This is a genomic window from Mesorhizobium sp. (assembly GCF_005063415.1).
In the GTDB taxonomy this organism is placed as follows: Bacteria; Pseudomonadota; Alphaproteobacteria; order Rhizobiales; family Rhizobiaceae; genus Mesorhizobium.
This window is the reverse complement of record NZ_SUEG01000014.1, coordinates 18,010-39,613: the sequence shown is the minus strand read 5'-3', so window position 1 is coordinate 39,613 and position 21,604 is coordinate 18,010. Positions and strand designations below refer to the sequence as shown.

Below are 21,604 nucleotides of genomic sequence, written 5' to 3'. Positions count from 1 at the left end.
ATTCTGCCAGCAATGCCGGCTTCAATAAGGTATCGTAATTTGGTGGGGCATGAGCATGCATTGCACGATCATTGGGGCGCCGATCCAGGCGGGTTCGGGCCGCATGGGCTGCGAGATGGGGCCGAGTGCGCTGCGCACGGCCGGCCTGGCCGGTGCGCTGACCGAACTCGGCCACACGCTGACCGACCTCGGAACCATCGTTCCTGCCGATATGCGTCCTGTCGTACATGGCAACGCGGCGGTGAAGGCGCTGCCGGAAATTGCCGCCTGGACGGCAGCAATCAGCGAAACGGCCTACGCCGCGAGCGCCGACGCGATGCCAATCTTTCTCGGCGGCGACCACAGCATTTCGGCCGGCACGCTCGCCGGCATTGCCCGCCGGGCGGCGAATGCCGGCCGGCCGCTCTTCGTGCTGTGGCTCGACGCCCACCCCGATTTTCATACGCTTGACACGACGACCAGCGGCAATTTGCATGGTGTGCCGCTGGCCTATGCCAGCGGGCAGCCCGGATTCGAGGGCTATTTCCCCCGCCTTGCAGCGCAGGTGGACCCGGCTCGCATATGCGCGCTGGGTATCCGCAGCGTGGACCTGGCGGAAAGGGAAGCGTTGCGCAGAGCCGGCGTGACGGTCCATGACATGCGTTCGATCGACGAGCACGGCATTGCGCAACTGCTTCGCGCCTTTCTCGAACGGGTGAGCGCCGCCAACGGCATGCTGCACGTCAGCCTCGACGTCGATTTTCTCGACCCGTCGATCGCCCCGGCGGTCGGCACCACCGTTCCCGGCGGCGCCACCTTCCGCGAGGCGCATCTGGCAATGGAAATGCTGCATGACAGCGGCCTCGTCACCAGTCTCGACCTGGTCGAGCTCAACCCTTTTCTCGACGAACGCGGCCGCACCGCCACGCTTTTGGTCGACCTGACCGCGAGCCTGATGGGCCGGCGGATCATGGATCGCCCGACGAGGGGGTTCTGAGCCATGACGGTGAATTTGAACATTGTCCCGTTCGTCAGCGTCGACCGCATGATGAAGCTGGTGCTTGCCATCGGCATCGAGCGCTTCCTGGTCGAGCTTGCCGCCTATATCGAAGAGGATTTCAGGCGCTGGGAGCTGTTCGACAAGACGCCGCGCGTCGCCTCGCACAGCGTTGACGGCGTCATCGAGCTGATGCCGACTAGCGACGGGCAGCTTTACGGCTTCAAATACGTCAACGGGCATCCGAAGAATACGCGTGACGGCCGCCAGACCGTGACCGCTTTCGGCGTGCTTGCCGATGTCGGCAACGGCTATCCGATGCTGCTTTCGGAAATGACCATCCTGACCGCGCTCAGAACCGCCGCAAGCTCGGCCGTCGCGGCGAAATACCTCGCTCCCGAGGCCGCCAGGTGCATGGCGATCATCGGCAATGGCGCGCAATCGGAATTCCAGGCGATTGCGTTCAAGGCGCTGCTTGGCGTTGACAGGCTGCGGCTCTACGATATCGACCCGGCGGCCTCGACGAAATGCATGAAGAACCTTGCCGGCATGGGTTTCGACATCAAGCTCTGCGCGTCGGCGCAGGAAGCCGTTGAAGGTGCAGAGATCATCACCACGGTTACCGCCGACAAGCGGTCGGCAACAATCCTGACCGACAATATGGTCGGATCCGGCGTGCACATCAACGCGGTGGGAGGCGACTGCCCGGGCAAGACCGAGCTGCATCGCGACATACTGCTGCGCTCGGACATTTTCGTCGAATATCCGCCACAAACGCGCATCGAAGGCGAGAGCCAGCAGCTCGATGCGGACCATCCGATCACCGAATTGTGGCAGGTGATGACAGGAAAGGCAGCAGGCCGCACGGACGCCCGACAGATCACATTGTTTGACTCCGTCGGCTTTGCGATCGAGGATTTTTCCGCGCTGCGCTACGTCCGCGATCAGCTGCAGCGGACCGGCCTTTACGAGGAACTAGACCTTCTGGCCGATCCCGATGAGCCGCGCGACCTGTTTGGCATGCTGCTGCGCGCCGAAAAAGCGACCGGGCTGGCGGTTGCCGGCAGCTGAGCGGCGATCCCGTCGGTCAGTCCTTCTTTTCCTGATACAGGCGCTCGGTCGCACGCTCGCTTTCCCTGCGCTCCGCCGGGCCGCGACGGCGCTGCGTGAGCAGGGCGTAGGCGATCAGAATTGCCAGAAGCAGTGGACCGCCTGCAACAACGAGCAACCACAAACTATTCCCAGACATCGACCGTCTCCTTTCCCTCACAACCGGAAAGGACCCGAACCGTTCCTCCGTCTTGTTGGATGTCGCCCGCAGGACGTGGTGCGATTCAGGATTTTGTGCCTCGAGCAGGACGGTCCACGCCTTGTCTGCACTCAGGACGCGCTTATCTAACTCTTATCATTCGGTCACATGCACTCTCTGCAAAGTGAAGGGAACCACAAGGGCTTTCCAACATTTGGTTGTTCAAGAGACAAACGTGCAGCCACACCGGCTCCGGGGCTAGGAATACCATGCGTGAGAATCAATCCGACGTCTTCGATCTGTTTTCCGAGGTCTACAAGAATGCGGCGCAGGAGGAGATAAGCCTCCAGCAATATCTGCTTGCCTGCCGCGAGGACAAGTCGATGTACGCCTCGGCACCCGAGCGGATGGTCGAGGCGATCGGCGAGCCGACCTTTGTCGATACCAGCAAGGACGAGCGGCTCGGCCGTATTTTTTCGAACCGGACGATCAAGATCTATCCAACCTTCGCCGACTTTTACGGCATGGAGGATACGATCGAGCGTATCGCCGGTTATTTCCGCTATGCCTCGCAAGGGCTCGAGGAACGCAAGCAGATCCTCTATCTCCTCGGCCCGGTCGGCGGCGGCAAGTCCTCGCTTGCGGAGCAGCTGAAAAGGCTGATGGAGCAGCGTCCGATCTATACGCTGAAGGTCGGCGGCCAGGTCAGCCCGGTCTTCGAATCCCCGCTCGGGCTGTTCGATCCCGACCGCATGGGCGACCTTTTGGAGGACAAATATGGCATCGCCCGGCGGCGGCTGAACGGCCTGATCTCGCCCTGGGCGGCCAAGCGCCTCGACGAATTGTCCGGCGACATCTCCAAATTCAGCGTCGTCAAGCTGATCCCGTCCAGGCTGCGCCAGATCGGCATCGCCAAGACCGAGCCGGGCGACGAGAACAACCAGGACGTGTCGGCCCTGGTCGGCAAGGTCGACATCAGGCAGCTGGAGAACTTCAGCCAGTCCGATCCGGACGCCTACTCCTATAGCGGCGGGCTGAACCGGACCACGCAAGGACTGCTCGAATTCGTCGAGATGTTCAAGGCCCCGATCAAGGTGCTGCATCCGCTGCTGACCGCGACCCAGGAAGGCAGCTACAACGGCACCGAGAATTTCGGCGCTTTCCCCTATCAGGGCATCATCGTTGCCCATTCCAACGAATCGGAATGGCTGCAGTTCAAGAACAACAAGAACAACGAGGCGTTCCTCGACCGCATTCTGGTGGTCAAGGTGCCGTATTGCCTGCGCGTCACCGAAGAGCGGCAGATCTACGAGAAGCTGTTGCGCGAAAGCGAACTGGCTAACAGCCCCTGCGCTCCGGAAGTGCTCGATATCCTCAGCCGGTTCACCGTTTCGACCCGCCTGGCCGAACACGACAATTCGCCGCTCTACACCAAGATGCGCGTCTATGACGGCGAGAACCTCAAGGAAACCGATCCCAAGGCGAAGTCGGTCCAGGAGTACCGAAACGCGGCCGGTGTCGACGAAGGCATGACCGGCGTCAGCACCCGCTTCGCCTTCAAGATCCTGTCGCAGACCTTCAACTACGACACCGAAGAGGTCGCCGCCGATCCGGTGCATCTGATGTACATCCTGGAAGAGGCGATCAAGCGCGAGCAGTTCCCGAAGGAAACAGAGGCGGACTATCTCGATTTCATCAAATCGGAGTTGGCCACCCGTTATGCCGAGTTCATCGGCCACGAGATCCAGAAGGCCTATCTGGAATCCTACAGCGAATACGGCCAGAACCTGTTCGACCGCTACATCGCCTATGCCGATGCCTGGATCGAGGATCAGGACTACAAGGATACCGATACCGGCCAGATCCTCAATCGCGAGGTTTTGGACAACGAACTGTCGCAGGTCGAAAAGCCGGCCGGCATCGCTAATCCCAAGGACTTCCGCAACGAAGTGGTGAAGTTCACGCTGCGCGCGCGGGCCAGAAACCATGGCCGCAACCCCTCATGGACAAGCTATGAAAAGCTGCGCGAAGTCATCGAGAAGCGGATGTTCGGGCAGGTCGAGGATCTGCTGCCGGTGATCAGCTTCGGCTCCAAGCAGGACAGCGTGACGGAGAAGCGGCATACCGAATTCGTGCAGCGGATGATCCAGCGCGGTTACACCGAACGCCAGGTCCGCCGGCTGGTGGACTGGTACATGCGGGTGAACAAGGCGGGTTGAAGCCAGCCCGGGGTAACATATGCCGATCTTCATAGATCGCCGACTGAACCCGAAGGACAAAAGCCTCGGCAATCGGCAGCGTTTCCTGCGGCGGGCTCGCGAAGAGTTGAAGCGCACCATCCGCGATCAGATCCGCACCGGAAAGATCGCCGACGTGGACGCCGAGCATGCCGTTTCGATGCCGGCGCGGGGCACCGGCGAGCCGAGCTTCAACGATGCCAGGAACAGCGGCAGCCGCCGGCACGTCCTGCCCGGCAACAAGCATTTCGCCCCAGGCGACCGGCTGCCCAAGCCCGGCCAGGGCGGCGGCATGGGGTCCGCCCCGGGGAGAACCGAATCGGAAGACGATTTCCGTTTCGTGCTGTCGCGCGAAGAGGTGCTCGACCTCTTTTTCGAAGACCTCGAACTGCCTGATATGGTCAAGCTCAACCTGAAGGAGATCCTCGCCTTCAAGCCGCGCCGGGCCGGCTTCGCCGCGACCGGCTCGCCGACCAACATCAATGTCGGGCGCACGATGCGCAACAGCCACGGCCGCCGCATAGCGCTCAGGCGCCCCAAGCAGGAGGAACTCGACGCGGTCGCGCAGGAGATTGCGTCGCTGGAGGCGAAGCCCCAAAACGCCGAGATGCGCCAGCGCATCGTGGCGCTGCAGGAAGAGCTTGAGCGGCTGGAGCGCCGCCGCAAGCGGATCGCCTTTGTCGATCCGGTCGATATTCGCTTCAACCGCTTCGACGCCCAGCCGGTGCCGAACGCCAATGCAGTGATGTTCTGCCTGATGGACGTGTCCGGTTCGATGGGCGAACGCGAGAAGGATCTGGCCAAGCGCTTCTTCGTGCTGCTGCACCTGTTCCTGAAACGGCGCTATGACCGGACCGAGGTCGTCTTCATCCGCCACACGCATGAGGCGCAGGAGGTGGACGAGGAAACCTTCTTCTACAACACCCAGAGCGGCGGCACGGTAGTTTCCACGGCGCTCGAGGAGATGCACCGCATCGTCGAGCAACGCTATCCCAGCCGCGAATGGAACATCTATGTCGCCCAGGCTTCGGACGGCGACAATTTCGTCACCGATTCCGAGCGCTGCATCGCCCTGCTCGACGAACAGATCATGCGGCTCTGCCAGTATTTCGCCTATGTCGAGATCCTCGACGAACGCGAGAGCCACATCTTCGGCGCTACCGACAACGGCACGTCGCTGTGGCGTGCCTACAGTGCGGTCAAGCTGAGATGGTCGAACTTCCAGATGAGCCGCATCGCGACCCCGGCCGACATCTATCCGGTTTTCCGCCGGCTCTTCGCCAGACAGCCGGGCTATCAAAAGAGCGGTGAAAGAGGGGGCTGATGGCGAGCATATCCGGGCTGCTGTTTTCCGGTTCCGACTGGGATTTCAGGACGCTGTCGCGCGCCTACGAGACCATCGAGGCGATCGCCACCGAAGAGCTCCACCTCGATGTCTATCCGGTGCAGATGGAGATCATCTCGTCCGAACAGATGCTCGACGCCTATTCCTCGGTCGGCATGCCGCTGATGTACCGGCACTGGTCCTTCGGCAAGCACTACCTCTACCAGGAATTGCTTTATCGCAAAGGCGGGCGAGGGCTCGCCTATGAACTCGTCATCAATTCCAATCCCTGCATCGTCTATCTGATGGAAGAAAACACCATGGCCCTCCAGGCCCTGGTGACGGCGCACGCAGCACTCGGGCATAACCATTTCTTCAAGAACAATTATCTTTTCCGGCAGTGGACGGACGCCGGCGCCATCCTCAGCTATCTCGACTTCGCCAAGGGCTATATTGCCCGCTGCGAGGAGCGGCATGGTGTCGATGCGGTGGAAGAGATCCTCGATGCCGCACATGCGCTGATGGAACAGGGCGTGTTCAGATATCACCGGCCGCCGAAGCTGTCGTCGGAAAAGCAGCGCGAGGGCCTTCGCGAGCGCCTGGAATACGAGGAGCGTTCCTACAACGATCTGTGGCGCACGCTGCCGCCGTCCAAGGACGGCACCAAGGTCCGCGAGACGGACACCATGGCGGAGCGCAAGAAATCGCTCAAGCTGCCCGAGGAGAACCTGCTTTATTTCCTGGAGAAGAACAGCCTGATCCTGGAACCGTGGCAGCGTGAGGTCATCCGGATCGTCCGCGTGATCGCGCAGTATTTCTATCCCCAGCGGCAAACGCAGGTGATGAACGAGGGCTGCGCCACCTTCGTGCATTACACGCTGATGAACCTTTTGTTCGATCGCGGCCTGATCGGCGAAGGTGCCATGCTGGAAATCCTGCGCAACCATTCGAACGTGATCTTCCAGCCAGGGTTCGACGATCCGCGCTTTTCCGGTATCAACCCTTACGCGCTGGGTCTCGACATGATGCAGGACATCCAGCGCATCTCGACCGCGCCGACGGCCGAGGACCGCGACTGGTTCCCCGATATCGCCGGCAACGGCGACTGGCGCCAGACCTTGCTTGACGCCTGGGCCAACCATCGAGACGAGTCCTTCATCCGCCAATATCTGAGCCCTACCCTGATACGGAAATGGCGGTTCTTCGTGCTTGCCGATGCTGCCAACGACCCCCATTACGAAGTCGCCTCGATACACAATGAGCGCGGCTACCAGAGCGTCCGCGCAGCACTCGCCCACAGCTACGACATCGGCGCCAGCCGGCCCGACATCCAGGTGGTGGATGTGGACCTGCTCGGCGACCGGCATCTGCGCCTGCAGCACAAGGTCAAGGACGGCATCGTGCTGGAAGGCGGCAGCCGCGACGCCACGCTGCGCCACATCCGCAAGCTCTGGGGCTACGAGGTCAGCATGGTCGCGGTCGACGCGCAGACCGGCGCCACGCTCCACGAACGGTCTACCAGCCAAATCGGGGAATGACCCGACCGGCTTGCCGGCGACGTCGGGTGTCATAGCCTTTACCGGATCACCAATGGCCCTATCTACGCGCGCACATTGGCATGGTCGGGAGCAGGAACATGCGCGCATTGATGATCGCCACCCTTCTTCTGGTCGCCGTCTCGATGGCGCTCTCGCTCGCGCACGCACTGGAATTGCCCGGCAAGTTGCGCCTCAAGGAGGCCACCTACAGATCAGTGCAGGCGATCTACTATCCCGGCTTCACGATCGGCGGGTTCGCCGAGATCGGCGGCATCATTGCACTCGCCGTCCTGCTTTACCTGACGCCCTATCCAAGCGCCCGATTCTGGTGGACCTTGGCGGCGCTTGTCTTCTTGCTGGCGCAGCATGCGACCTATTGGTTGGTCACGCATCCCGTCAATAATTTCTGGGTGCAAGACACTGCCATGCCGAAATCAGCCGCGACGTTTTTTTCTATGTTCTCTCGAAAGCAGACCGGCGACTGGAGAGATTTGCGCAACGTCTGGGAGGCTTCGCATATCGCCAGGGCAGGCCTGGCGATGCTGAGCCTCGTCTCAATTGCTGTCGCCGCGACATTTTTTGCCGAATAGCGCCGAGGAGATCAAGACGGCGTCCTCGTTTGCCAATTTGCGGGCTACGAACGCTGCATCCGTCAGATCAGGGAACGGACCCGGCGCCGTATTGTCTTGACGTCAAGCGATCCGGCCGTTCAGCGGTTGGCGCGATGCTTGTTGTGGGCGCTTTCCTGGTGCTCGCCGCGGATGATGTTGCGGTCGTCGGGATCGGCAATGTCCTTCGGGTCCGATCTGAGCTCGGCACCGCGCCGGAACGCCTCGCGCTCTTGCCTGGTCTTTTTCAAATCCGCTTCGGCGTCGAAATCCTTGCCGGCGTTTTTCGTGTTCTCGCGCTCTTCGATGATGCGCAACTGCTGCTCATGAGTCTTTCTTCCGGCCATCGGTGACCTCCTTCTTTCTATTTCCGCTTCCCAGGTCCAATCTGCTAGAGCCCGAAAGGATAGGTCTCGGGAAGGCCTGTCCCCGCATGTTCCGGCCCAAGCGGCGTCACGGCACTGGTTTCATCGAACCAGACGAAAGCATCGAATTGGCGGGCGAGCGAGGCGTCCGCATAGTGGCTGTGGAGCTCGGTCTCGGGCCGGTAGATGACGCCGATAAAGCGTTCCAGCCGGCGCTCCAGAAGCCGTTGGCGCAGCGTGTCGTCGCGCTCGAAATCGAGCAGGAAAGGCGAGACGCGGCTGTCATGGCAAAGCCGCTCATAGCTGTCGTTGTGGGAAGGCCGAACCGGTTTCACTTCCATGTCGCCGTCCCAGTCGGTGGCGGCGGCCACCGTCCCGGAATGCGTACTGAGCCCAATCAAGGCAACCTCGTCGCCAAGACGCTGGCGGCAGAGTTGGCCGATGTTCACTTCGTCCCTGACGATCCCCATCTCGGTGTAGCGGGCATCGCCGATATGGGAATTATGTGCCCACACCACCGCCTTGGCATTCGGGCCGCGGGCCTGCAGCAGGTGCTCCAGCGTTTCGAACATGTGGGTGTCGCGCAGGTTCCAGGATTGCGCGCCGCCGTAATACATGGTGCGGTAATAGCGCTCGGCGGAGGCGACCAGGCGGGCGTTCTGGGTGGCGTCGAGGAAATCGATACCGTCCTGCTGCGCATAGTCGAGCTCTCTGGAAAGCAGTTCCCGGCATTGCTCGAGCACGGCCTTCTCGCATTTCTGGTAGCCGGAGGTGAGTGCGACACGGCCATAGGTGGCCGGGTCGTTCTGCCACGGGGTCAGGCAGCCGTAGCGTTCGCGTGCGATCCTTGCCGCCTGCGGATCGACCCGGTCGAGATATTGCAGGACCGCCGCGATCGATCCGCCCATATTGTAGATGTCGAGGCCATAGAACCCGACCCGCCGGGAGGATATCCTGATCCGCTCATTATGCTCTCGCATCCAGTCGACGAACGCCGCGACGTCTGTGTTGCGCCACATCCAGGTGGGAAAGCGCTGGAACGGCGGCGCGGCGCCCGGCCGCGGCTGCCGATGGCGGACGTAACGGTCGATCGCCGCGGCATCGGGCCAGTCGGCCTCGACCGCGACGATGGTGAAGCCATGCTTCTCGATCAGCCTGCGAGTGATCGCGGCGCGCGCACGGTAGAACTCCGACGTACCGTGACTGGCTTCGCCGAGCAAGACGACGCGGCGGTCGGCAAACCGGTCGAACAGCGCACCGAAGGCCGGATCGTCGAAATCCGGAAGCGGTTCGGCTGCTGCCGCTATCATCTGCGGCAGGCTGCTCCTGCGCTGATGCCGGTGCGGAAGATCGGCCGCTATTTGGCTGTCGCTGCCTGGCTCGCCCCAGCCTTGCTCGCCGATCAGCGGAACAAACCGCACGCCGCCGAAATCCTCCTCGGTGTAAGTTGCTGCGCCGGTCCGGGTGACCTTGAGCAGGCGCTGCGCGTCGAATTCGTCGCCGACCGGGATGATAAGCCGGCCGGCGACGTCGAGCTGTTCTTGCAGAGCGAGCGGTGCGCCGGGTCCAGCGGCGGCAACCAGGATCGCATCGAAGGGCGCCGCTTCGGGCCAGCCCTTGGTGCCGTCGCCAGTGCGGACTTCGATATTGTCGTAGCCAAGCTTTTTGAACCGTTGCCTTGCCGTTTCAGCCAACGCGGCGTGGCGCTCGATCGTGTAGACGCGTTCGACGACGCGGCTCATTACGGCAGCCGCATAGCCGGAGCCGGTGCCGACCTCGAGAACATGGTCCCCAGCTCCGATCTCCGCCATTTCGATCATGAACGCAACGATAAAGGGCTGCGATATCGTCTGACCTTCGGCGATCGGCAGCGGCCCATCCTCATAAGCGAACTCTTCGAAGCCCGGATCGACGAAAGCCTCGCGCGGAACCTCCCGCATCGCCTGCAGGACATTGCGGTCGCGAATGCCACGGCGGCTTAGGTGGACGTCCACCATACGATCACGGGCATCGGAGAGATCGAGCATTTTTTGCTCCTTTTGCAGACCCCTCCGCCCCAATGAACCAAGCGTCCTCAAGGGCAACTAGGTTCATGTCCCGTACGTCCCTGGAATTGCGGTCCCGTGAATTCCTGGATTCCGTACGTCTCTCTAACCGTTGGCGAGCCTCGAGGTTCCCAAGTGACCGACCGGCTTTTGCTGGCGAGGGGCAGCGCCCGCCCAAACTTATTTCGAGGCAAATCCTTTCTCCGAGGCGACGCCACTCCAGATACCGACGGACCAGGGTATTCCGGAGGCATTTCCATGAACGACGAGGCCCGCACCACTGCGCAGACAACCGGCCTTGACCAGATCGATCTGATGGACCGCTACTGGCGCGCCGCGAACTACATCTCGGTTGGCCAGATCTATCTGCTCGACAATCCGCTCTTGCGCGAGCCTTTGCGGCCCGAGCACATCAAGCCGCGGCTGCTCGGCCATTGGGGCACGACGCCCGGCCTCAATTTCATCTATGTGCATCTGAACCGGATCATCCGTGAACGTGGTCTCGATGTTCTGTTCATCTGCGGGCCGGGTCACGGCGGCCCGGCAATGGTCGCCAACACCTGGCTCGAGGGCACCTACAGCGAGATCTATCCCGAGGTCGGCGGGGACGAAGACGGCCTGCGAAAGCTGTTCCGGCAGTTCTCGTTTCCCGGCGGAGTGCCGAGCCACGCGGCTCCGGAGACGCCCGGCTCGATCCACGAAGGCGGAGAACTCGGCTATGCGCTGGTTCATGCCTTCGGCGCCGCCTTCGACAATCCGAACCTTGTCGTTGCCTGCGTCGTCGGCGACGGCGAAGCCGAGACCGGCCCGCTCGCCGCGGCCTGGCATTCCAACAAGTTCCTGAACCCGGCATCCGACGGTGCCGTCCTGCCGATCCTGCATCTCAATGGCTACAAGATCGCCAGCCCGACGATCCTCGGCCGCATGGAAGACGAGGCGTTGCGCAGCCTGTTCCTCGGCTATGGCTACGAAACCTTCTTCGTCGAAGGCCATGAGCCTGCCCCGATGCATCGGGAGATGGCCCGCACGCTCGATACCGTGCTCGACCGGATCCACTCCATCCAGGAGCCTGCACGAGCCGCGGGCTGGAAGGGAGAGCGGCCGCTGTGGCCGATGATCGTGCTGCGCAGCCCCAAGGGCTGGACCGGGCCGAAAGAGGTCGACGGCAAGAAGGTCGAGGATTTCTGGCGTTCGCACCAGGTACCGGTGTCGAACGCACGCGGCGACGCGGTGCACCGACAGATCCTCGAAGACTGGATGCGCAGTTACGAGCCGGAAAAACTGTTCGATAAAGGCGGGCATCTCCTGGCGGCACTCGCGGCGCTGGCGCCTACGGGGTCAAGACGCATGGGCGCAATCCCCTACGCCAATGGCGGCCTGCTGAAACAAGACCTCGTGCTTCCGGATTGGAAAGGCCTGGCGCTCGACGTACCGCGTCCGGGCGGTACCGTCGGAGAGGCGACGCGGACCGTCGGAAGCTATCTTCGCGATGTGATCCGCTTGAACGCCGATGCCAGGAATTTCCGGCTGATGGGACCGGACGAGACGTCCTCCAACCGCCTCGACGACGTGTTCGAGGTTACGGACCGGGTCTGGATGGAGCGGATCGAGCCCTACGACGTCCATCTTTCCCGCGACGGCCGCGTCATGGAAGTGCTCAGCGAGCACCTTTGCCAAGGCTGGCTGGAGGGCTATCTGCTGACCGGCCGCCACGGCCTGTTCTCGTGCTACGAGGCGTTCGTCCACATTGTCGATTCCATGGTCAACCAGCACGCCAAATGGCTGAAGACCTCCGGCGAACTTGCCTGGCGCAAGCCGATCGCCTCGCTCAACTACCTGCTGACCTCGCATGTCTGGCGGCAGGATCACAACGGCTTCAGCCATCAGGATCCGGGCTTTGCCGATTTCGTCGCCAACAAGAAGGCCGACACGGTAAGGCTCTATTTCCCGCCGGATGCCAACACGCTGCTGTGGATCACCGACCATTGCCTGAAAACCTACAACCGCATCAACGTCATCGTCGCCGGCAAGCAGCCGGCGCCGCAATGGCTGTCCGCCGAAGACGCGGAAGCGCTCTGCAGGGTCGGCGCGGGCATCTGGGAATGGGCCGGGACGGTTGCCAAGGGCGAAGATCCGGATGTGGTCCTGGCTTGCGCCGGCGACGTGCCGACACTGGAGACGCTTGCCGCAGCCGACATCCTGCGCTCGGGCATTCCGGACCTGCAGATCCGCGTCGTCAATGTCGTCGACCTGATGATTTTGCAGTCGAATTCCGAGCATCCGCATGGCTTTGCCGACGACAGATTCGACGCACTGTTCACCAAGGCCAAGCCGGTCATCTTCGCCTATCACGGCTACCCCTATCTTATTCACCGTCTGACCTACCGGCGCGCCAACCACGACAACATGCATGTGCATGGCTTTCGCGAGGAAGGCACGACGACGACGCCGTTCGATATGGTGGTGCTCAACCAGCTCGACCGCTATCATCTGGCGCTCGCCGCGATCGCCCGCGTGCCGGGGCTGGCCGAGCGGGCGAAGGATATTGCCGCGGCGCTGCATGGGAAATTGGCTGAGCACACGGCCTATGTCCGCGAACATGGCGAGGACATGCCCGAGATCCAGAAATGGTCCTGGCCGCAGGACGGCGCGACGAAGGCCGGCGATTGATGCGACGATCGATCCTTGCGTTGAATGCCGGCTCGTCGAGCATCAAGTTCCGACTTTACGATCTTGCAGCGTCCGCCGAGCTGGATCTTGCCTCGCGCGGTTCACTGGATCTGGGCGATGCGCCAAGGCTGACCGCGAAAGCCGCCGATGGGGAGCTGCAGTGCGATCGGCCACTTGCCGCAGACGCATCACGCGACATGGGCATCGGCCAGATGCTGCAATGGATCGAGAAGGAACTTGGCGGAAGGAAACTGATCGCCGCCGGCCATCGCATCGTCCATGGCGGACGCGAGTTCGTCGAACCTGTCCGCCTGATGCCGACAGTTATCGAGGCTCTCGACAGGCTGACCCCGCTTGCGCCACTGCACCAGCCGCGCAGTCTCGCACCAATCCGGGCGCTTGCTGCGCTGCGGCCGGACCTGCCGCAGGTCGGATGTTTCGACACGGCCTTTCATCGGACCATCGAGCCTCTGGTCAGCCGTTTCGCGCTGCCGCGCCGCTATGAGGCAGACGGCATCCACCGCTACGGCTTTCACGGGCTTTCCTACGAATATGTCGCCGGCCGGCTCAAGCAGATATCGCCCGATCTGGCGGCGAAAAGAACCATCGTCGCGCATCTCGGCAACGGGGCGAGCCTGTGCGCCATGCGCGACGGGCGAAGCGTCGATACGACGATGGGCTTTTCAGCGCTTGACGGCCTGGTCATGGGCACACGCTGCGGCGCCATCGATCCGGGCGTGCTTTTGTACCTGTTGTTGGAAAGAGGCGTTTCGGGAGAGGCGCTGCAAGACATGCTCTACGAGGAATCCGGCCTGCTCGGCGTGTCCGGCATTTCCGGCGACATGCGCACGCTGGAGGCCAGCGACGACCGCCGGGCTCGCGAAGCGGTGGAGCTTTTCGCCTTCCGCGCCGCCAGGGAAGTTGCCGCCCTCGCCAACACGCTGGGCGGGCTGGAATGCCTGGTGTTCACCGGCGGCATCGGCGAGCACTCTGCCCCGGCCCGAAAAGCGATTTGTGAGAGGCTTGGCTGGCTCGGCGTGGCGATCGACGAAGCCGCCAACAAATCCCATGAAGCGCTCATAAGCCAGGCGGACAGCAAGGTCGAAGTCCGCGTCGTCGCAACCGACGAAGAAGGTGTCATCGCCCGCCACACGCGCAAGGTAATGGAGGAGCCCGGCTGATGCGGATGGCCTTGCTCGACCGGCTACGTCGCGAGCGCGGCCGATCTGTTGAACACAATGGTCACCCGCGTTCCGTTGCCAGGGGTCGAATCCACCTCGAACCGCGCTTTGGCATTTTCGGTCAGCGATTGAGCGATCAGCGCTCCGAGCTTGCCGGGTCTCGGCCAGGTCTCGCCTTCGGGCAGGCCGATGCCATCATCGCCGACTACGATGCGAAAACCGTCGCCATCGACGACGCTGCGCAGCGTGATCGTGCCGCCTTCGCGACCCAGAAAGGCGTGCTTCAGCACGTTCGTCAAAAGCTCATTGAGGTCACTCGCCAACTGCGAAGTCCCGGCGCGGCCACGCATGGCGGAGAGCCGAGATGATGGGTGGGAAGCGCCTGAAGGCTCAGCTCGAATGGCTCTGCTCGACCAGATGGTATTTATACCGGTCGCGAATATGCGTGTTGAAGAACCGGCCCTTCGACGAGGCTTTGCGGAATGCCGCGTGGACCTGCGGCGGCACGTCCTCGTAGTCATAGCGGTTTCCGCTCGGGACGAACCATACGGAGAGTACCCTCGTCACCGGCTGGTAATCGATGCTTCTGATCGCAGTTGAAGGCATCTCGACAGGTCCAATGCTCGGCAGTGCTCCAATCCAGGCAATCGTGTGAATAACCCTGCACGGAGAGCGAGGTTCCTTCCTGCCGAAGCAGCCTTGCCGCTACGGGCCGGCTTCACCAAATACGGTTGATGCCACCGCTCAAGACATCGGCTGCAGCCCGCCAGGGCGATCTCTTTGCCGCCACCGACGACCTGCCGGAAGGATTTCACTACCAGCCTGAACTGATCACGCCGGACGAAGAAGCAGCGTTGGCAAGCCAGCTCGCAACCCTGCCTTTTCAGGCCTTCGACTTTCACGGCCATCTGGCAAACCGTCGGGTGGTCGGCTTCGGGCTGCGTTACGACTACGATCGGCTCGAAGTCGTCGAGGCACCGCCGATACCCGGCTTTCTGCTGCCGCTCAGGGGAAAGGTTGCAGCCTTTGCCCGCCTGCCGGCCGAAACCTTCGTGCAGGTGCTGATCAACGAGTACCTGCCGGGCGCCGGTATCGGCTGGCACCGCGACAAGCCTCATTTCGAAGCGGTCGCCGGCGTTTCGCTGCTGGCCGCCTGCAGCTTTCGCCTGCGCCGGAAAAACGGCACGCGATGGGATCGCAAGACGGTCACCGTCGAGCCAAGATCGGCCTATCTGATGACGGGCGCTGCGCGCAACGAATGGGAGCACAGCATTCCGCCGGTCGCCGAGCACCGCTATTCGATCACCTTGCGCACGCTGCGACCGCAACGCGCTTAAAGCAGGGCGGTGGGGAAGCCCAAGCGATGCCCTAAGGACCAGGCTGAAACAAGTTCATCCGTCGCCATGCCGACCGGCAAAGTCCGCCAACATGGCGCGCTGGCCTTTCAGGATCTTGAGGTTGGCTTCAGGCAGGGAGAACCAGCCCGCTCTGTCGACTTCGGCAAATTCCTTCATCGAGCCGGACCTTGGCGGCCATTCCATGACGAAGGTGTTACTGCTTATGGCGTTGCTGTCGAAGTCCGCTTCGACGCACCATGCGACGACGAGCTTGCCGCCCGGCTGCCGGTAGCTGCCAAGGTGTTCGAAAACTCCATCGATGGCGACGCCGAGTTCCTCTTCGGCCTCGCGTTTTGCCGCCGCCAGCTCGTCCTCGTTCTCGTCGACCAGACCCTTCGGGATCGACCATGCGCCGTCGTCCTTCTTCGCCCAGAATGGTCCGCCCGGATGCACCAGCAACACCTGAAGTGAACCTCTGCTTTGGCGATAAATGAGCAACCCCGCGCTGCGTTTGGCCATTCCGCTATTCCCCTGACGAAAATGAAACGAACGTTCTCGTCCGGGCCGGCCTATGGAGCAGCCTGCCACGGCGGAACGATTTCCGCTCGCAGCCGTTCCGTCCGTTCGGCAAATGAGTGATTGACATGGCGACGCCGCGAGCTGCCTGGAAGGGCTTTATGAAAGTCGGATCGGTTTCCTGTGGCGTCAAGATCATCGGCGCCGTCAGCGAGGCCGAGAAAGTGCATTTCAGGATCCTGAACCGCAAGGACGGTCTCCCGGTCAAGAGCGCTTATGTCGACGAGGAGACCGGCGACGCGGTGGAGGCTGCCGAGCAGGTAAAGGGCTATGAGGTGGCGAAGGGCGAATTCATCCGCATAGAGCCGGACGAAATTAAGAAACTTAAGATGGTATCGCAGCATACGCTCGAGATCGGCGAGTTTGTGCCCACCGCCGAAATCGATGCACGCTACCTCGAAAAGCCCTATTATCTGGTCCCGGCCGATGTGCCCTCCACGGAGGCTTTCGCGGTGATCCGGGACGCCATGGCCAGGAAGAAAGTGGCAGCCCGCTCCTGCGTCGTGCTGTACCAGCGTGGCCGAGAGGTGCTGATCCAGCCGCTGGGCAAGGGCATGGTGATGACTGAACTACGCAACCACAATGAAGTGGTCGCGGCGGACGCGGTGTTCGAAGGGCTGAAGGCTCGCAAGGTCGATCCCGAGATGCTGGAAATCGCGCAATTGCTGATCGGCAAGAAGCCGGCCAAATTCGACCCGTCGAAGTTCGAAGACACTTATGAACAGGCGCTGGTTGCGATGATCGAAGCCAAGCGCAAGGGCAAGAAACCGCCCAAGCCGGCACCCGAGCCGAGGACGAACGTCGTCAATCTCGCCGATGTTCTGCGCAAGAGCCTGGCGCAGGAGGGCGGCAAGGCTCCGAACAAAAGTCCGAGGGCGACGGCGAAACGCAAATCGGCCTGAATGTCCGAAAGCAGATCGAACGGAACCGAAAACACTCGCGCGCATTTAGATGACGTAGCAATCCGTCGGCAAAGCTAAGCGGAGCGGGGGACTGGTGGACGTCGTTGAACTAAGGACTGGCGGGATCCCGCAAGTTTCCTCCGCCGATCTGATGCAGGCGTTGCCTGTCGCCGTCTACACCACCGACAAACAAGGCTACATCACCTTCTTCAACGAAGCCGCTGCCGATCTCTGGGGACATCGTCCGATGGTTGGCCAGGACCGCTGGTGCGGATCATGGAAGCTTCGCCACCTTGATGGGCGACCGATGGCGCACGATGAATGTCCGATGGCCGTTGCCTTGCTGGAGGAGCGGGACGTTCGTGGGGGCCGGGCGATCGCCGAGCGGCCGGACGGTCAGTTCATCCCGTTCAGCGCGCACCCGGTCCTGCTTCGCAATGTGCGCGGTGAGGTCGTCGGCGCCATCAACACCCTGCTCGACCTGCGCACCCAGGCGCTGGCTGACGACGCCGGCATAAGGCTCGCTGCCATCGTCGAATCCTCGATGGACGCGATCGTGTCGAAAGACCTGAACGGCATTATCACCAGCTGGAACGACGCGGCACAACGCCTGTTCGGCTACACGCCCGCCGAGGCGATCGGCCGCCCGGTGACGATCCTCATCCCGCCCGACCACCTGGATGAGGAAGCCATGATCATCAGCCGCATTCGCGCCGGCGAACGGATTCCTTCCTACGAGACTATCCGGCAGCGCAAGGACGGCACCCTGGTCCCGGTTTCGCTCACCATTTCGCCGATACGCGACGGCATCGGGCGTATCGTCGGGGCCTCCAAGATCGCGCGCGACATCAGCCCGCACAAGGAGAGTGAACGGCGCATCCGCACCCTCATGCGCGAAGTCAATCATCGCGTCAAAAACCAATATTCGGTGATCGTCTCGATGATCCGCGAGACCAGCAAGCTGGCGGGTACGCCAGAGGCTTTCCTTTCCCAGGTCCGGGAACGCATCATGGCACTTTCGGAATCACACGATCTGCTAGTCGATGCCGAATGGCGTGGCGCGACTATCGGCGAATTAATCCATGCCCAGACCAAGGCCTTCGCGACACAGGCCAGGCTGTCGATGAGCGGGCCGATGATCATGCTGCAGCCGAACGCGGTGCAATATCTCGGCATTGCCTTTCACGAGCTGGCCACCAATTCGGTAAAGCACGGAGCGCTGTCGCGCCTTGACGGACGGGTCGAGGTCGAATGGACCGTGACGCCAGCCGCCGATGGCAGCGATGGCTTCCGCCTTGTCTGGCGGGAACTGGACGGACCATTGGTCGATGAAAACACGCGACGCGGTTTCGGAACGGTCGTGCTCAAACGCGTCACCCCGCAGGCGCTCAGCGGCACCGGCCGCCTGGAATTTGAGAGGCATGGCATCACCTGGACGCTGGAAGCGCCGCTGCGCTTCGTTCAGATGTCGATGGCTGGCATTTCGGCTGATTGAAGGCCGCTATCTCGGCCGCGGCTTGGCGGCCGTGTGGCAACGCAATCCCTTTGGAGACAATCAGGAGGAGCAGCTATGAGTTGGCTGGGCACTTGGCGGAATCAGTACGGGTCGGTGGTCGAACTGACCAGCGAAGAGGGCGGACGGATCAGCGGAACCTTCAGGACGGCACTGGAGGACAGCGCCTTCTTCGGCATGACGGTGCCGCTGTTCGGTGCCTGCCATGGAGACGTGATCGGATTCACCTGCGCGGCCGAAGGGCGGGTCGGAGCCGCGGCGGTGAGCTATACCGGCATCCTCAGGGATGGGAAGCTGGAGATGCTGTGGCACACCGTTGCGGATGCCGCTTTGTCGGCTGAAAAGGAAGGTGCCCCGGCCCGAGCCAGGCAACTCCCCGCCTGGCGCGCTTTTGGAACCAGCCTCGACAGTTTTGAACGCGTCTCCTGACTGTCGCGGGCATTCAGCTCGCGAGTGAGGCAGTGCATCGGAACTGGCGCTGACGATGGCGCGTTGGTGCATCAGGACATGCGCTGTTCGTTACGGGACCGAACCAATGAGCGTGCTTTATCGCGCAGCGAAAATCGCCGAACAGGCCCATGCCGGGCAGACGGACAAGACAGGGCGGCCTTATATCGAACATTGCCGCCGGGTCGTCGATGCCGTCGAAACGCTCGACCAGAAAGCCATCGCCTATCTTCACGACGTCATCGAAAAAGGCGACGGCTGGAACCGCGACCGGCTTGAGGCGGCCGGATTCGGGCCGTCCATCGTGTCTGCCGTCGATGCCATGACGCGGCTGCCGAACGAGGACGATGCCGCTTTCGTTCGCAGGGCCGCGGCCAACCCGCTGGCATTGCCGGTCAAGCGCGCCGATCTCGCCGACAATCTGTGGCAGGCACGGCAGATCGGGGCCTCGACAGCGAAATACGAAGACGGCCTGCGCATTCTCAGAGAAGAATTCGCGAGCTGACGGAAAGCTAGCGCCTGTCGCCGATATGAGTTTACTCGGTGACGTGCGGCGTATGCCGCTTGTCCTCCGCGGGATCGGCCTCGATCCGCGCCCGGCCGGGATCGAACGCGCCGTGGCGGGCGATCGCCAATGCCGGGGTGTCGGGCGTCTCGTAGGCCCACATGAAGTCTTCTGCCGACGAACCGACCGCATGAACACGCCAATAGCTTGCCGTGCCTTTCAGCGGGCTGTGGCTCGTTGTGTTCGTCTTCTCCAGAAGGTCGAAATAGATGTCCTCGAAGGGTATGTAGAAGACAGGATCATGACCGTCTTCGTAGAGCAGCTTTGCCCGCTCGCTCGACGCAATGATGGCGTCGGAGAACCGAACGGTTACGGTTCCATCGAACGGGACAATGCTGAGCGGGCCTGGGCGGGGGGCGGAATTTGCGGCTAAGGACTGCATTCGACTTCTCCGTTGACTGCGCTGCCCTCCCGAAACGTGCTGTTGCCCGTCAGAGTTCCAGCTCTACGCCTCTCCTCTTCCGAACCTGTCGAGGAACCCGGCAAGGTGATCGGCAACGCGCTCGGGTGCTTCGCGCGTCGGAAAGTGGCCGATGCCAGCCAGAAGCTGGCGCTCGTAATGGGCCGTGAAGTGCCGTTCCTTGCCTTCGGACGATTGCGGCAGGACAACGCGGTCGGCATCGCCGTGGATCGTCAGAGTAGGCGCGGGAATAGACTTGGCGGAAATCTGGCGCCGGGCAAGATCGGTGTAGCGCGGATCGGGATCGGCTTCACCCCAGCGAACCCTGTAGGAGTGCAATGTCACGTCGGCCCAATCGGGATTTTCGAAGGAAGCGGCAACGCTGTCAAAAAGCTCTTCCTCGAACCAGCCGGGCGGGCTCCAGCTTTCCCATTGGAAATGCGCGAACGCCTTGCCTTGCTGGCGAACGATCTCGGCGCCGCGATCCGTTGCCATGAACCATTGGTACCAGAATGCCCTGACCTGGCCCAGCGGCGGCGTCGCGAGTTCGCCCGGCTGCCAGCCAAGCGACAATGCCGAGCAGCACCGTATCCTTTCGGGAAATACCGAGGCGAGCAGGTAAGCGATACGAGCGCCCCAATCGTGGCCGACGACCGCAAAATGTCCGAGGCCAAGTGCGTCGGCGAAATCGATCGCATCCTGGGCCATGGCGGCAATTTCACCGGATCGCATGGTGTCGTCCGACAGGAAGGCGGTGTTGCCGAACCCACGCAGCCACGGCGCAAAGGTGCGGAAGCCGGCACGGTGCAGGACAGGCGCAATGCGCGTGAAGGTGGTTGCGTCGTCCGGCCAGCCGTGGAGAAGCAGAACGGGCGCGCCGGCCTCAGGGCCACCGGCGATGTACGCGATGCGCAGTAAGGGCGTGGTGCAGAAGGCGGGTGTTTCCATGGATCCGGCCATCCCGTTTCGATCACGCCGAATGGCGTCAGATCGTCTTCGGCGCAAGTTTGCTGAACCTCGCGCGGCTGCGATTGTTCCATGAGAGAGGCAGACTGCCAATGGAACCTCACCGCTGTTCCCGATGGAAGAAGACCGACGGGAACGGTTTTGCAAGGTCGTCGTTGTTTCAGACCTCCGCACGCGCCATAATCGCAATGGCCGCCACTCGCCGACTCAACAGCAAATGGATCACATGCTGGATCGATCGCCTACCCTTCCAAGGTCGCTTGGCGCTGCGCTAAGAAGGGAAGTGCCGCGGTTTACGGTACCCGGCAATGAAATTTCGTGCACCACGGTCGCATCCTACAATGTGCATAAATGCGTCGGCACCGACGGCAGGTTCGATCCGGAGCGGGTCGCAGCCGTGGTTAGGGAACTCGACGCCGATATCATTGCTTTGCAGGAGGCCGACGAAAGAACCGGAAGCAGGCAGGGATTGCTGGATCTCGCGGCGCTCGAGCGGGACAGCGACCTCGTCCCCACACATATCCCGGAAAACCGCCGCAGCCATGGCTGGCATGGAAATCTGATCCTGGCACGCCGCGGCGTGGTCGAAAGCGTGAACCAGATCCGGCTGCCCGGCCTCGAGCCGCGCGGTGCGGTCATCGTGGACCTGGAACTGAAGGGCGTCTCCCTCAGGATCATAGCCGCACATTTTGGCTTGCTGCGGCG

At 62.2% G+C, this 21,604-nt stretch carries 21 protein-coding genes and 1 pseudogene; 14 read left to right on the top strand and 8 right to left on the bottom strand.

Features of this window, described 5'->3' with window-relative positions; genetic code table 11:
• Positions 1-55 precede the first annotated feature (55 nt).
• Both rocF and E5W70_RS06515 read left to right on the top strand, forming a co-directional pair.
• Positions 56-976 carry an arginase gene (rocF, locus tag E5W70_RS06520; protein WP_292655469.1) on the top strand — a complete coding sequence of 307 codons (921 nt, stop codon included), beginning with the start codon at positions 56-58 and terminating at the stop codon, positions 974-976.
• A 3-nt stretch (positions 977-979) separates the two neighbouring features.
• Complete coding sequence (locus tag E5W70_RS06515; protein ID WP_292655467.1) at positions 980-2,047, top strand: ornithine cyclodeaminase; 1,068 nt, start codon at positions 980-982, stop codon at positions 2,045-2,047.
• A gap of 16 nt (positions 2,048-2,063) precedes the next feature.
• Here E5W70_RS06515 and E5W70_RS06510 read toward each other — a convergent pair whose 3' ends face one another.
• Positions 2,064-2,225 (bottom strand): hypothetical protein, encoded by a 162-nt coding sequence (locus E5W70_RS06510; protein ID WP_292655465.1) that lies wholly within the window; start codon positions 2,223-2,225, stop codon positions 2,064-2,066.
• 269 nt (positions 2,226-2,494) lie between these two features.
• Here E5W70_RS06510 and E5W70_RS06505 point away from each other — a divergent pair, with 269 nt between their 5' ends.
• The 4 genes from E5W70_RS06505 to E5W70_RS06490 all read left to right on the top strand — a co-directional run bounded on the left by E5W70_RS06505 (position 2,495) and on the right by E5W70_RS06490 (position 7,914).
• Entirely contained in the window at positions 2,495-4,444 is a 1,950-nt protein-coding gene (locus tag E5W70_RS06505; protein ID WP_292655462.1) for a PrkA family serine protein kinase, read from the top strand.
• Positions 4,445-4,463: 19 nt separating this feature from the next.
• Positions 4,464-5,786 (top strand): YeaH/YhbH family protein, encoded by a 1,323-nt coding sequence (locus E5W70_RS06500; RefSeq protein WP_292655459.1) that lies wholly within the window; start codon positions 4,464-4,466, stop codon positions 5,784-5,786.
• Entirely contained in the window at positions 5,786-7,324 is a 1,539-nt protein-coding gene (locus tag E5W70_RS06495; protein ID WP_292655456.1) for a SpoVR family protein, read from the top strand. Before E5W70_RS06500 ends, E5W70_RS06495 begins: the two co-directional genes overlap by 1 nt.
• A gap of 98 nt (positions 7,325-7,422) precedes the next feature.
• Complete coding sequence (locus tag E5W70_RS06490; RefSeq protein WP_292655453.1) at positions 7,423-7,914, top strand: DUF1772 domain-containing protein; 492 nt, start codon at positions 7,423-7,425, stop codon at positions 7,912-7,914.
• A gap of 119 nt (positions 7,915-8,033) precedes the next feature.
• On the opposite strand, the gene E5W70_RS06485 is transcribed toward E5W70_RS06490, so the two are convergent.
• Positions 8,034-8,279, bottom strand: a complete 246-nt coding sequence (locus E5W70_RS06485; protein WP_292655450.1) for a hypothetical protein — start codon at positions 8,277-8,279, stop codon at positions 8,034-8,036.
• A gap of 44 nt (positions 8,280-8,323) precedes the next feature.
• Positions 8,324-10,324 (bottom strand): protein-L-isoaspartate(D-aspartate) O-methyltransferase, encoded by a 2,001-nt coding sequence (locus E5W70_RS06480; RefSeq protein WP_292655448.1) that lies wholly within the window; start codon positions 10,322-10,324, stop codon positions 8,324-8,326.
• 276 nt (positions 10,325-10,600) lie between these two features.
• Here E5W70_RS06480 and E5W70_RS06475 point away from each other — a divergent pair, with 276 nt between their 5' ends.
• Together E5W70_RS06475 and E5W70_RS06470 are read left to right on the top strand one after the other, a co-directional pair.
• Positions 10,601-13,012, top strand: a complete 2,412-nt coding sequence (locus E5W70_RS06475) for a phosphoketolase (RefSeq protein WP_292655446.1) — start codon at positions 10,601-10,603, stop codon at positions 13,010-13,012.
• Positions 13,012-14,193 carry an acetate/propionate family kinase gene (locus E5W70_RS06470; RefSeq protein ID WP_292655444.1) on the top strand — a complete coding sequence of 394 codons (1,182 nt, stop codon included), beginning with the start codon at positions 13,012-13,014 and terminating at the stop codon, positions 14,191-14,193. The genes E5W70_RS06475 and E5W70_RS06470 overlap by 1 nt, the downstream gene beginning before the upstream one ends.
• Positions 14,194-14,216: 23 nt before the next feature.
• Here E5W70_RS06470 and E5W70_RS06465 read toward each other — a convergent pair.
• Positions 14,217-14,504: pseudogene (locus E5W70_RS06465) on the bottom strand (ATP-binding protein); the annotation flags it as partial.
• 79 nt (positions 14,505-14,583) lie between these two features.
• Entirely contained in the window at positions 14,584-14,799 is a 216-nt protein-coding gene (locus E5W70_RS06460) for a KTSC domain-containing protein (RefSeq protein ID WP_292655442.1), read from the bottom strand.
• A gap of 128 nt (positions 14,800-14,927) precedes the next feature.
• Between E5W70_RS06460 and E5W70_RS06455 the strand changes: the two genes are divergently transcribed.
• The gene (locus E5W70_RS06455) at positions 14,928-15,530 is read left to right on the top strand and encodes an alpha-ketoglutarate-dependent dioxygenase AlkB (RefSeq protein ID WP_292655439.1); all 603 of its coding nucleotides are present in this window, start codon (positions 14,928-14,930) and stop codon (positions 15,528-15,530) included.
• A gap of 54 nt (positions 15,531-15,584) precedes the next feature.
• Here E5W70_RS06455 and E5W70_RS06450 read toward each other — a convergent pair whose 3' ends face one another.
• The gene (locus E5W70_RS06450; protein ID WP_292655438.1) at positions 15,585-16,049 is read right to left on the bottom strand and encodes an NUDIX domain-containing protein; all 465 of its coding nucleotides are present in this window, start codon (positions 16,047-16,049) and stop codon (positions 15,585-15,587) included.
• 125 nt (positions 16,050-16,174) lie between these two features.
• On the opposite strand from E5W70_RS06450, the gene E5W70_RS06445 reads away from it, so the two are divergent.
• From E5W70_RS06445 to E5W70_RS06430, 4 genes are all read left to right on the top strand, one after another.
• Complete coding sequence (locus E5W70_RS06445) at positions 16,175-17,008, top strand: Ku protein (protein ID WP_292655437.1); 834 nt, start codon at positions 16,175-16,177, stop codon at positions 17,006-17,008.
• Between the two features lie 94 nt (positions 17,009-17,102).
• Complete coding sequence (locus E5W70_RS06440; protein ID WP_292655434.1) at positions 17,103-18,503, top strand: PAS domain S-box protein; 1,401 nt, start codon at positions 17,103-17,105, stop codon at positions 18,501-18,503.
• 75 nt (positions 18,504-18,578) lie between these two features.
• Positions 18,579-18,950 (top strand): avidin/streptavidin family protein, encoded by a 372-nt coding sequence (locus E5W70_RS06435; protein ID WP_292655431.1) that lies wholly within the window; start codon positions 18,579-18,581, stop codon positions 18,948-18,950.
• A gap of 106 nt (positions 18,951-19,056) precedes the next feature.
• On the top strand, positions 19,057-19,473 hold the full coding sequence (locus tag E5W70_RS06430; RefSeq protein WP_023677074.1) for an HD domain-containing protein: 417 nt from the start codon (positions 19,057-19,059) through the stop codon (positions 19,471-19,473).
• Between the two features lie 31 nt (positions 19,474-19,504).
• Here the strand turns inward: E5W70_RS06430 and E5W70_RS06425 are convergent, their stop codons facing one another.
• Both E5W70_RS06425 and E5W70_RS06420 read right to left on the bottom strand, forming a co-directional pair.
• Complete coding sequence (locus E5W70_RS06425) at positions 19,505-19,915, bottom strand: DUF427 domain-containing protein (RefSeq protein WP_292655427.1); 411 nt, start codon at positions 19,913-19,915, stop codon at positions 19,505-19,507.
• Between the two features lie 63 nt (positions 19,916-19,978).
• Entirely contained in the window at positions 19,979-20,881 is a 903-nt protein-coding gene (locus E5W70_RS06420) for an alpha/beta hydrolase (protein ID WP_292655425.1), read from the bottom strand.
• A gap of 133 nt (positions 20,882-21,014) precedes the next feature.
• On the opposite strand from E5W70_RS06420, the gene E5W70_RS06415 reads away from it, so the two are divergent.
• A partial coding sequence (locus E5W70_RS06415; protein WP_366509673.1) for an endonuclease/exonuclease/phosphatase family protein occupies positions 21,015-21,604 on the top strand: 590 nt, incomplete at its 3' end.

Coding starts and splice junctions, on each gene's coding strand:
- E5W70_RS06450 (WP_292655438.1), bottom strand. CDS start 16,049: ATGGCCAAACGCAGCGCGGGGTTGCTCATTTATCGCCAAAGCAGAGGT.
- E5W70_RS06445 (WP_292655437.1), top strand. CDS start 16,175: ATGGCGACGCCGCGAGCTGCCTGGAAGGGCTTTATGAAAGTCGGATCG.
- E5W70_RS06500 (WP_292655459.1), top strand. CDS start 4,464: ATGCCGATCTTCATAGATCGCCGACTGAACCCGAAGGACAAAAGCCTC.
- E5W70_RS06490 (WP_292655453.1), top strand. CDS start 7,423: ATGCGCGCATTGATGATCGCCACCCTTCTTCTGGTCGCCGTCTCGATG.
- E5W70_RS06425 (WP_292655427.1), bottom strand. CDS start 19,915: ATGCAGTCCTTAGCCGCAAATTCCGCCCCCCGCCCAGGCCCGCTCAGC.
- E5W70_RS06475 (WP_292655446.1), top strand. CDS start 10,601: ATGAACGACGAGGCCCGCACCACTGCGCAGACAACCGGCCTTGACCAG.
- E5W70_RS06460 (WP_292655442.1), bottom strand. CDS start 14,799: ATGCCTTCAACTGCGATCAGAAGCATCGATTACCAGCCGGTGACGAGG.
- E5W70_RS06495 (WP_292655456.1), top strand. CDS start 5,786: ATGGCGAGCATATCCGGGCTGCTGTTTTCCGGTTCCGACTGGGATTTC.
- E5W70_RS06510 (WP_292655465.1), bottom strand. CDS start 2,225: ATGTCTGGGAATAGTTTGTGGTTGCTCGTTGTTGCAGGCGGTCCACTG.
- E5W70_RS06455 (WP_292655439.1), top strand. CDS start 14,928: ATGCCACCGCTCAAGACATCGGCTGCAGCCCGCCAGGGCGATCTCTTT.
- E5W70_RS06505 (WP_292655462.1), top strand. CDS start 2,495: ATGCGTGAGAATCAATCCGACGTCTTCGATCTGTTTTCCGAGGTCTAC.
- rocF (WP_292655469.1), top strand. CDS start 56: ATGCATTGCACGATCATTGGGGCGCCGATCCAGGCGGGTTCGGGCCGC.
- E5W70_RS06480 (WP_292655448.1), bottom strand. CDS start 10,324: ATGCTCGATCTCTCCGATGCCCGTGATCGTATGGTGGACGTCCACCTA.
- E5W70_RS06435 (WP_292655431.1), top strand. CDS start 18,579: ATGAGTTGGCTGGGCACTTGGCGGAATCAGTACGGGTCGGTGGTCGAA.
- E5W70_RS06470 (WP_292655444.1), top strand. CDS start 13,012: ATGCGACGATCGATCCTTGCGTTGAATGCCGGCTCGTCGAGCATCAAG.
- E5W70_RS06420 (WP_292655425.1), bottom strand. CDS start 20,881: ATGGAAACACCCGCCTTCTGCACCACGCCCTTACTGCGCATCGCGTAC.
- E5W70_RS06430 (WP_023677074.1), top strand. CDS start 19,057: ATGAGCGTGCTTTATCGCGCAGCGAAAATCGCCGAACAGGCCCATGCC.
- E5W70_RS06515 (WP_292655467.1), top strand. CDS start 980: ATGACGGTGAATTTGAACATTGTCCCGTTCGTCAGCGTCGACCGCATG.
- E5W70_RS06485 (WP_292655450.1), bottom strand. CDS start 8,279: ATGGCCGGAAGAAAGACTCATGAGCAGCAGTTGCGCATCATCGAAGAG.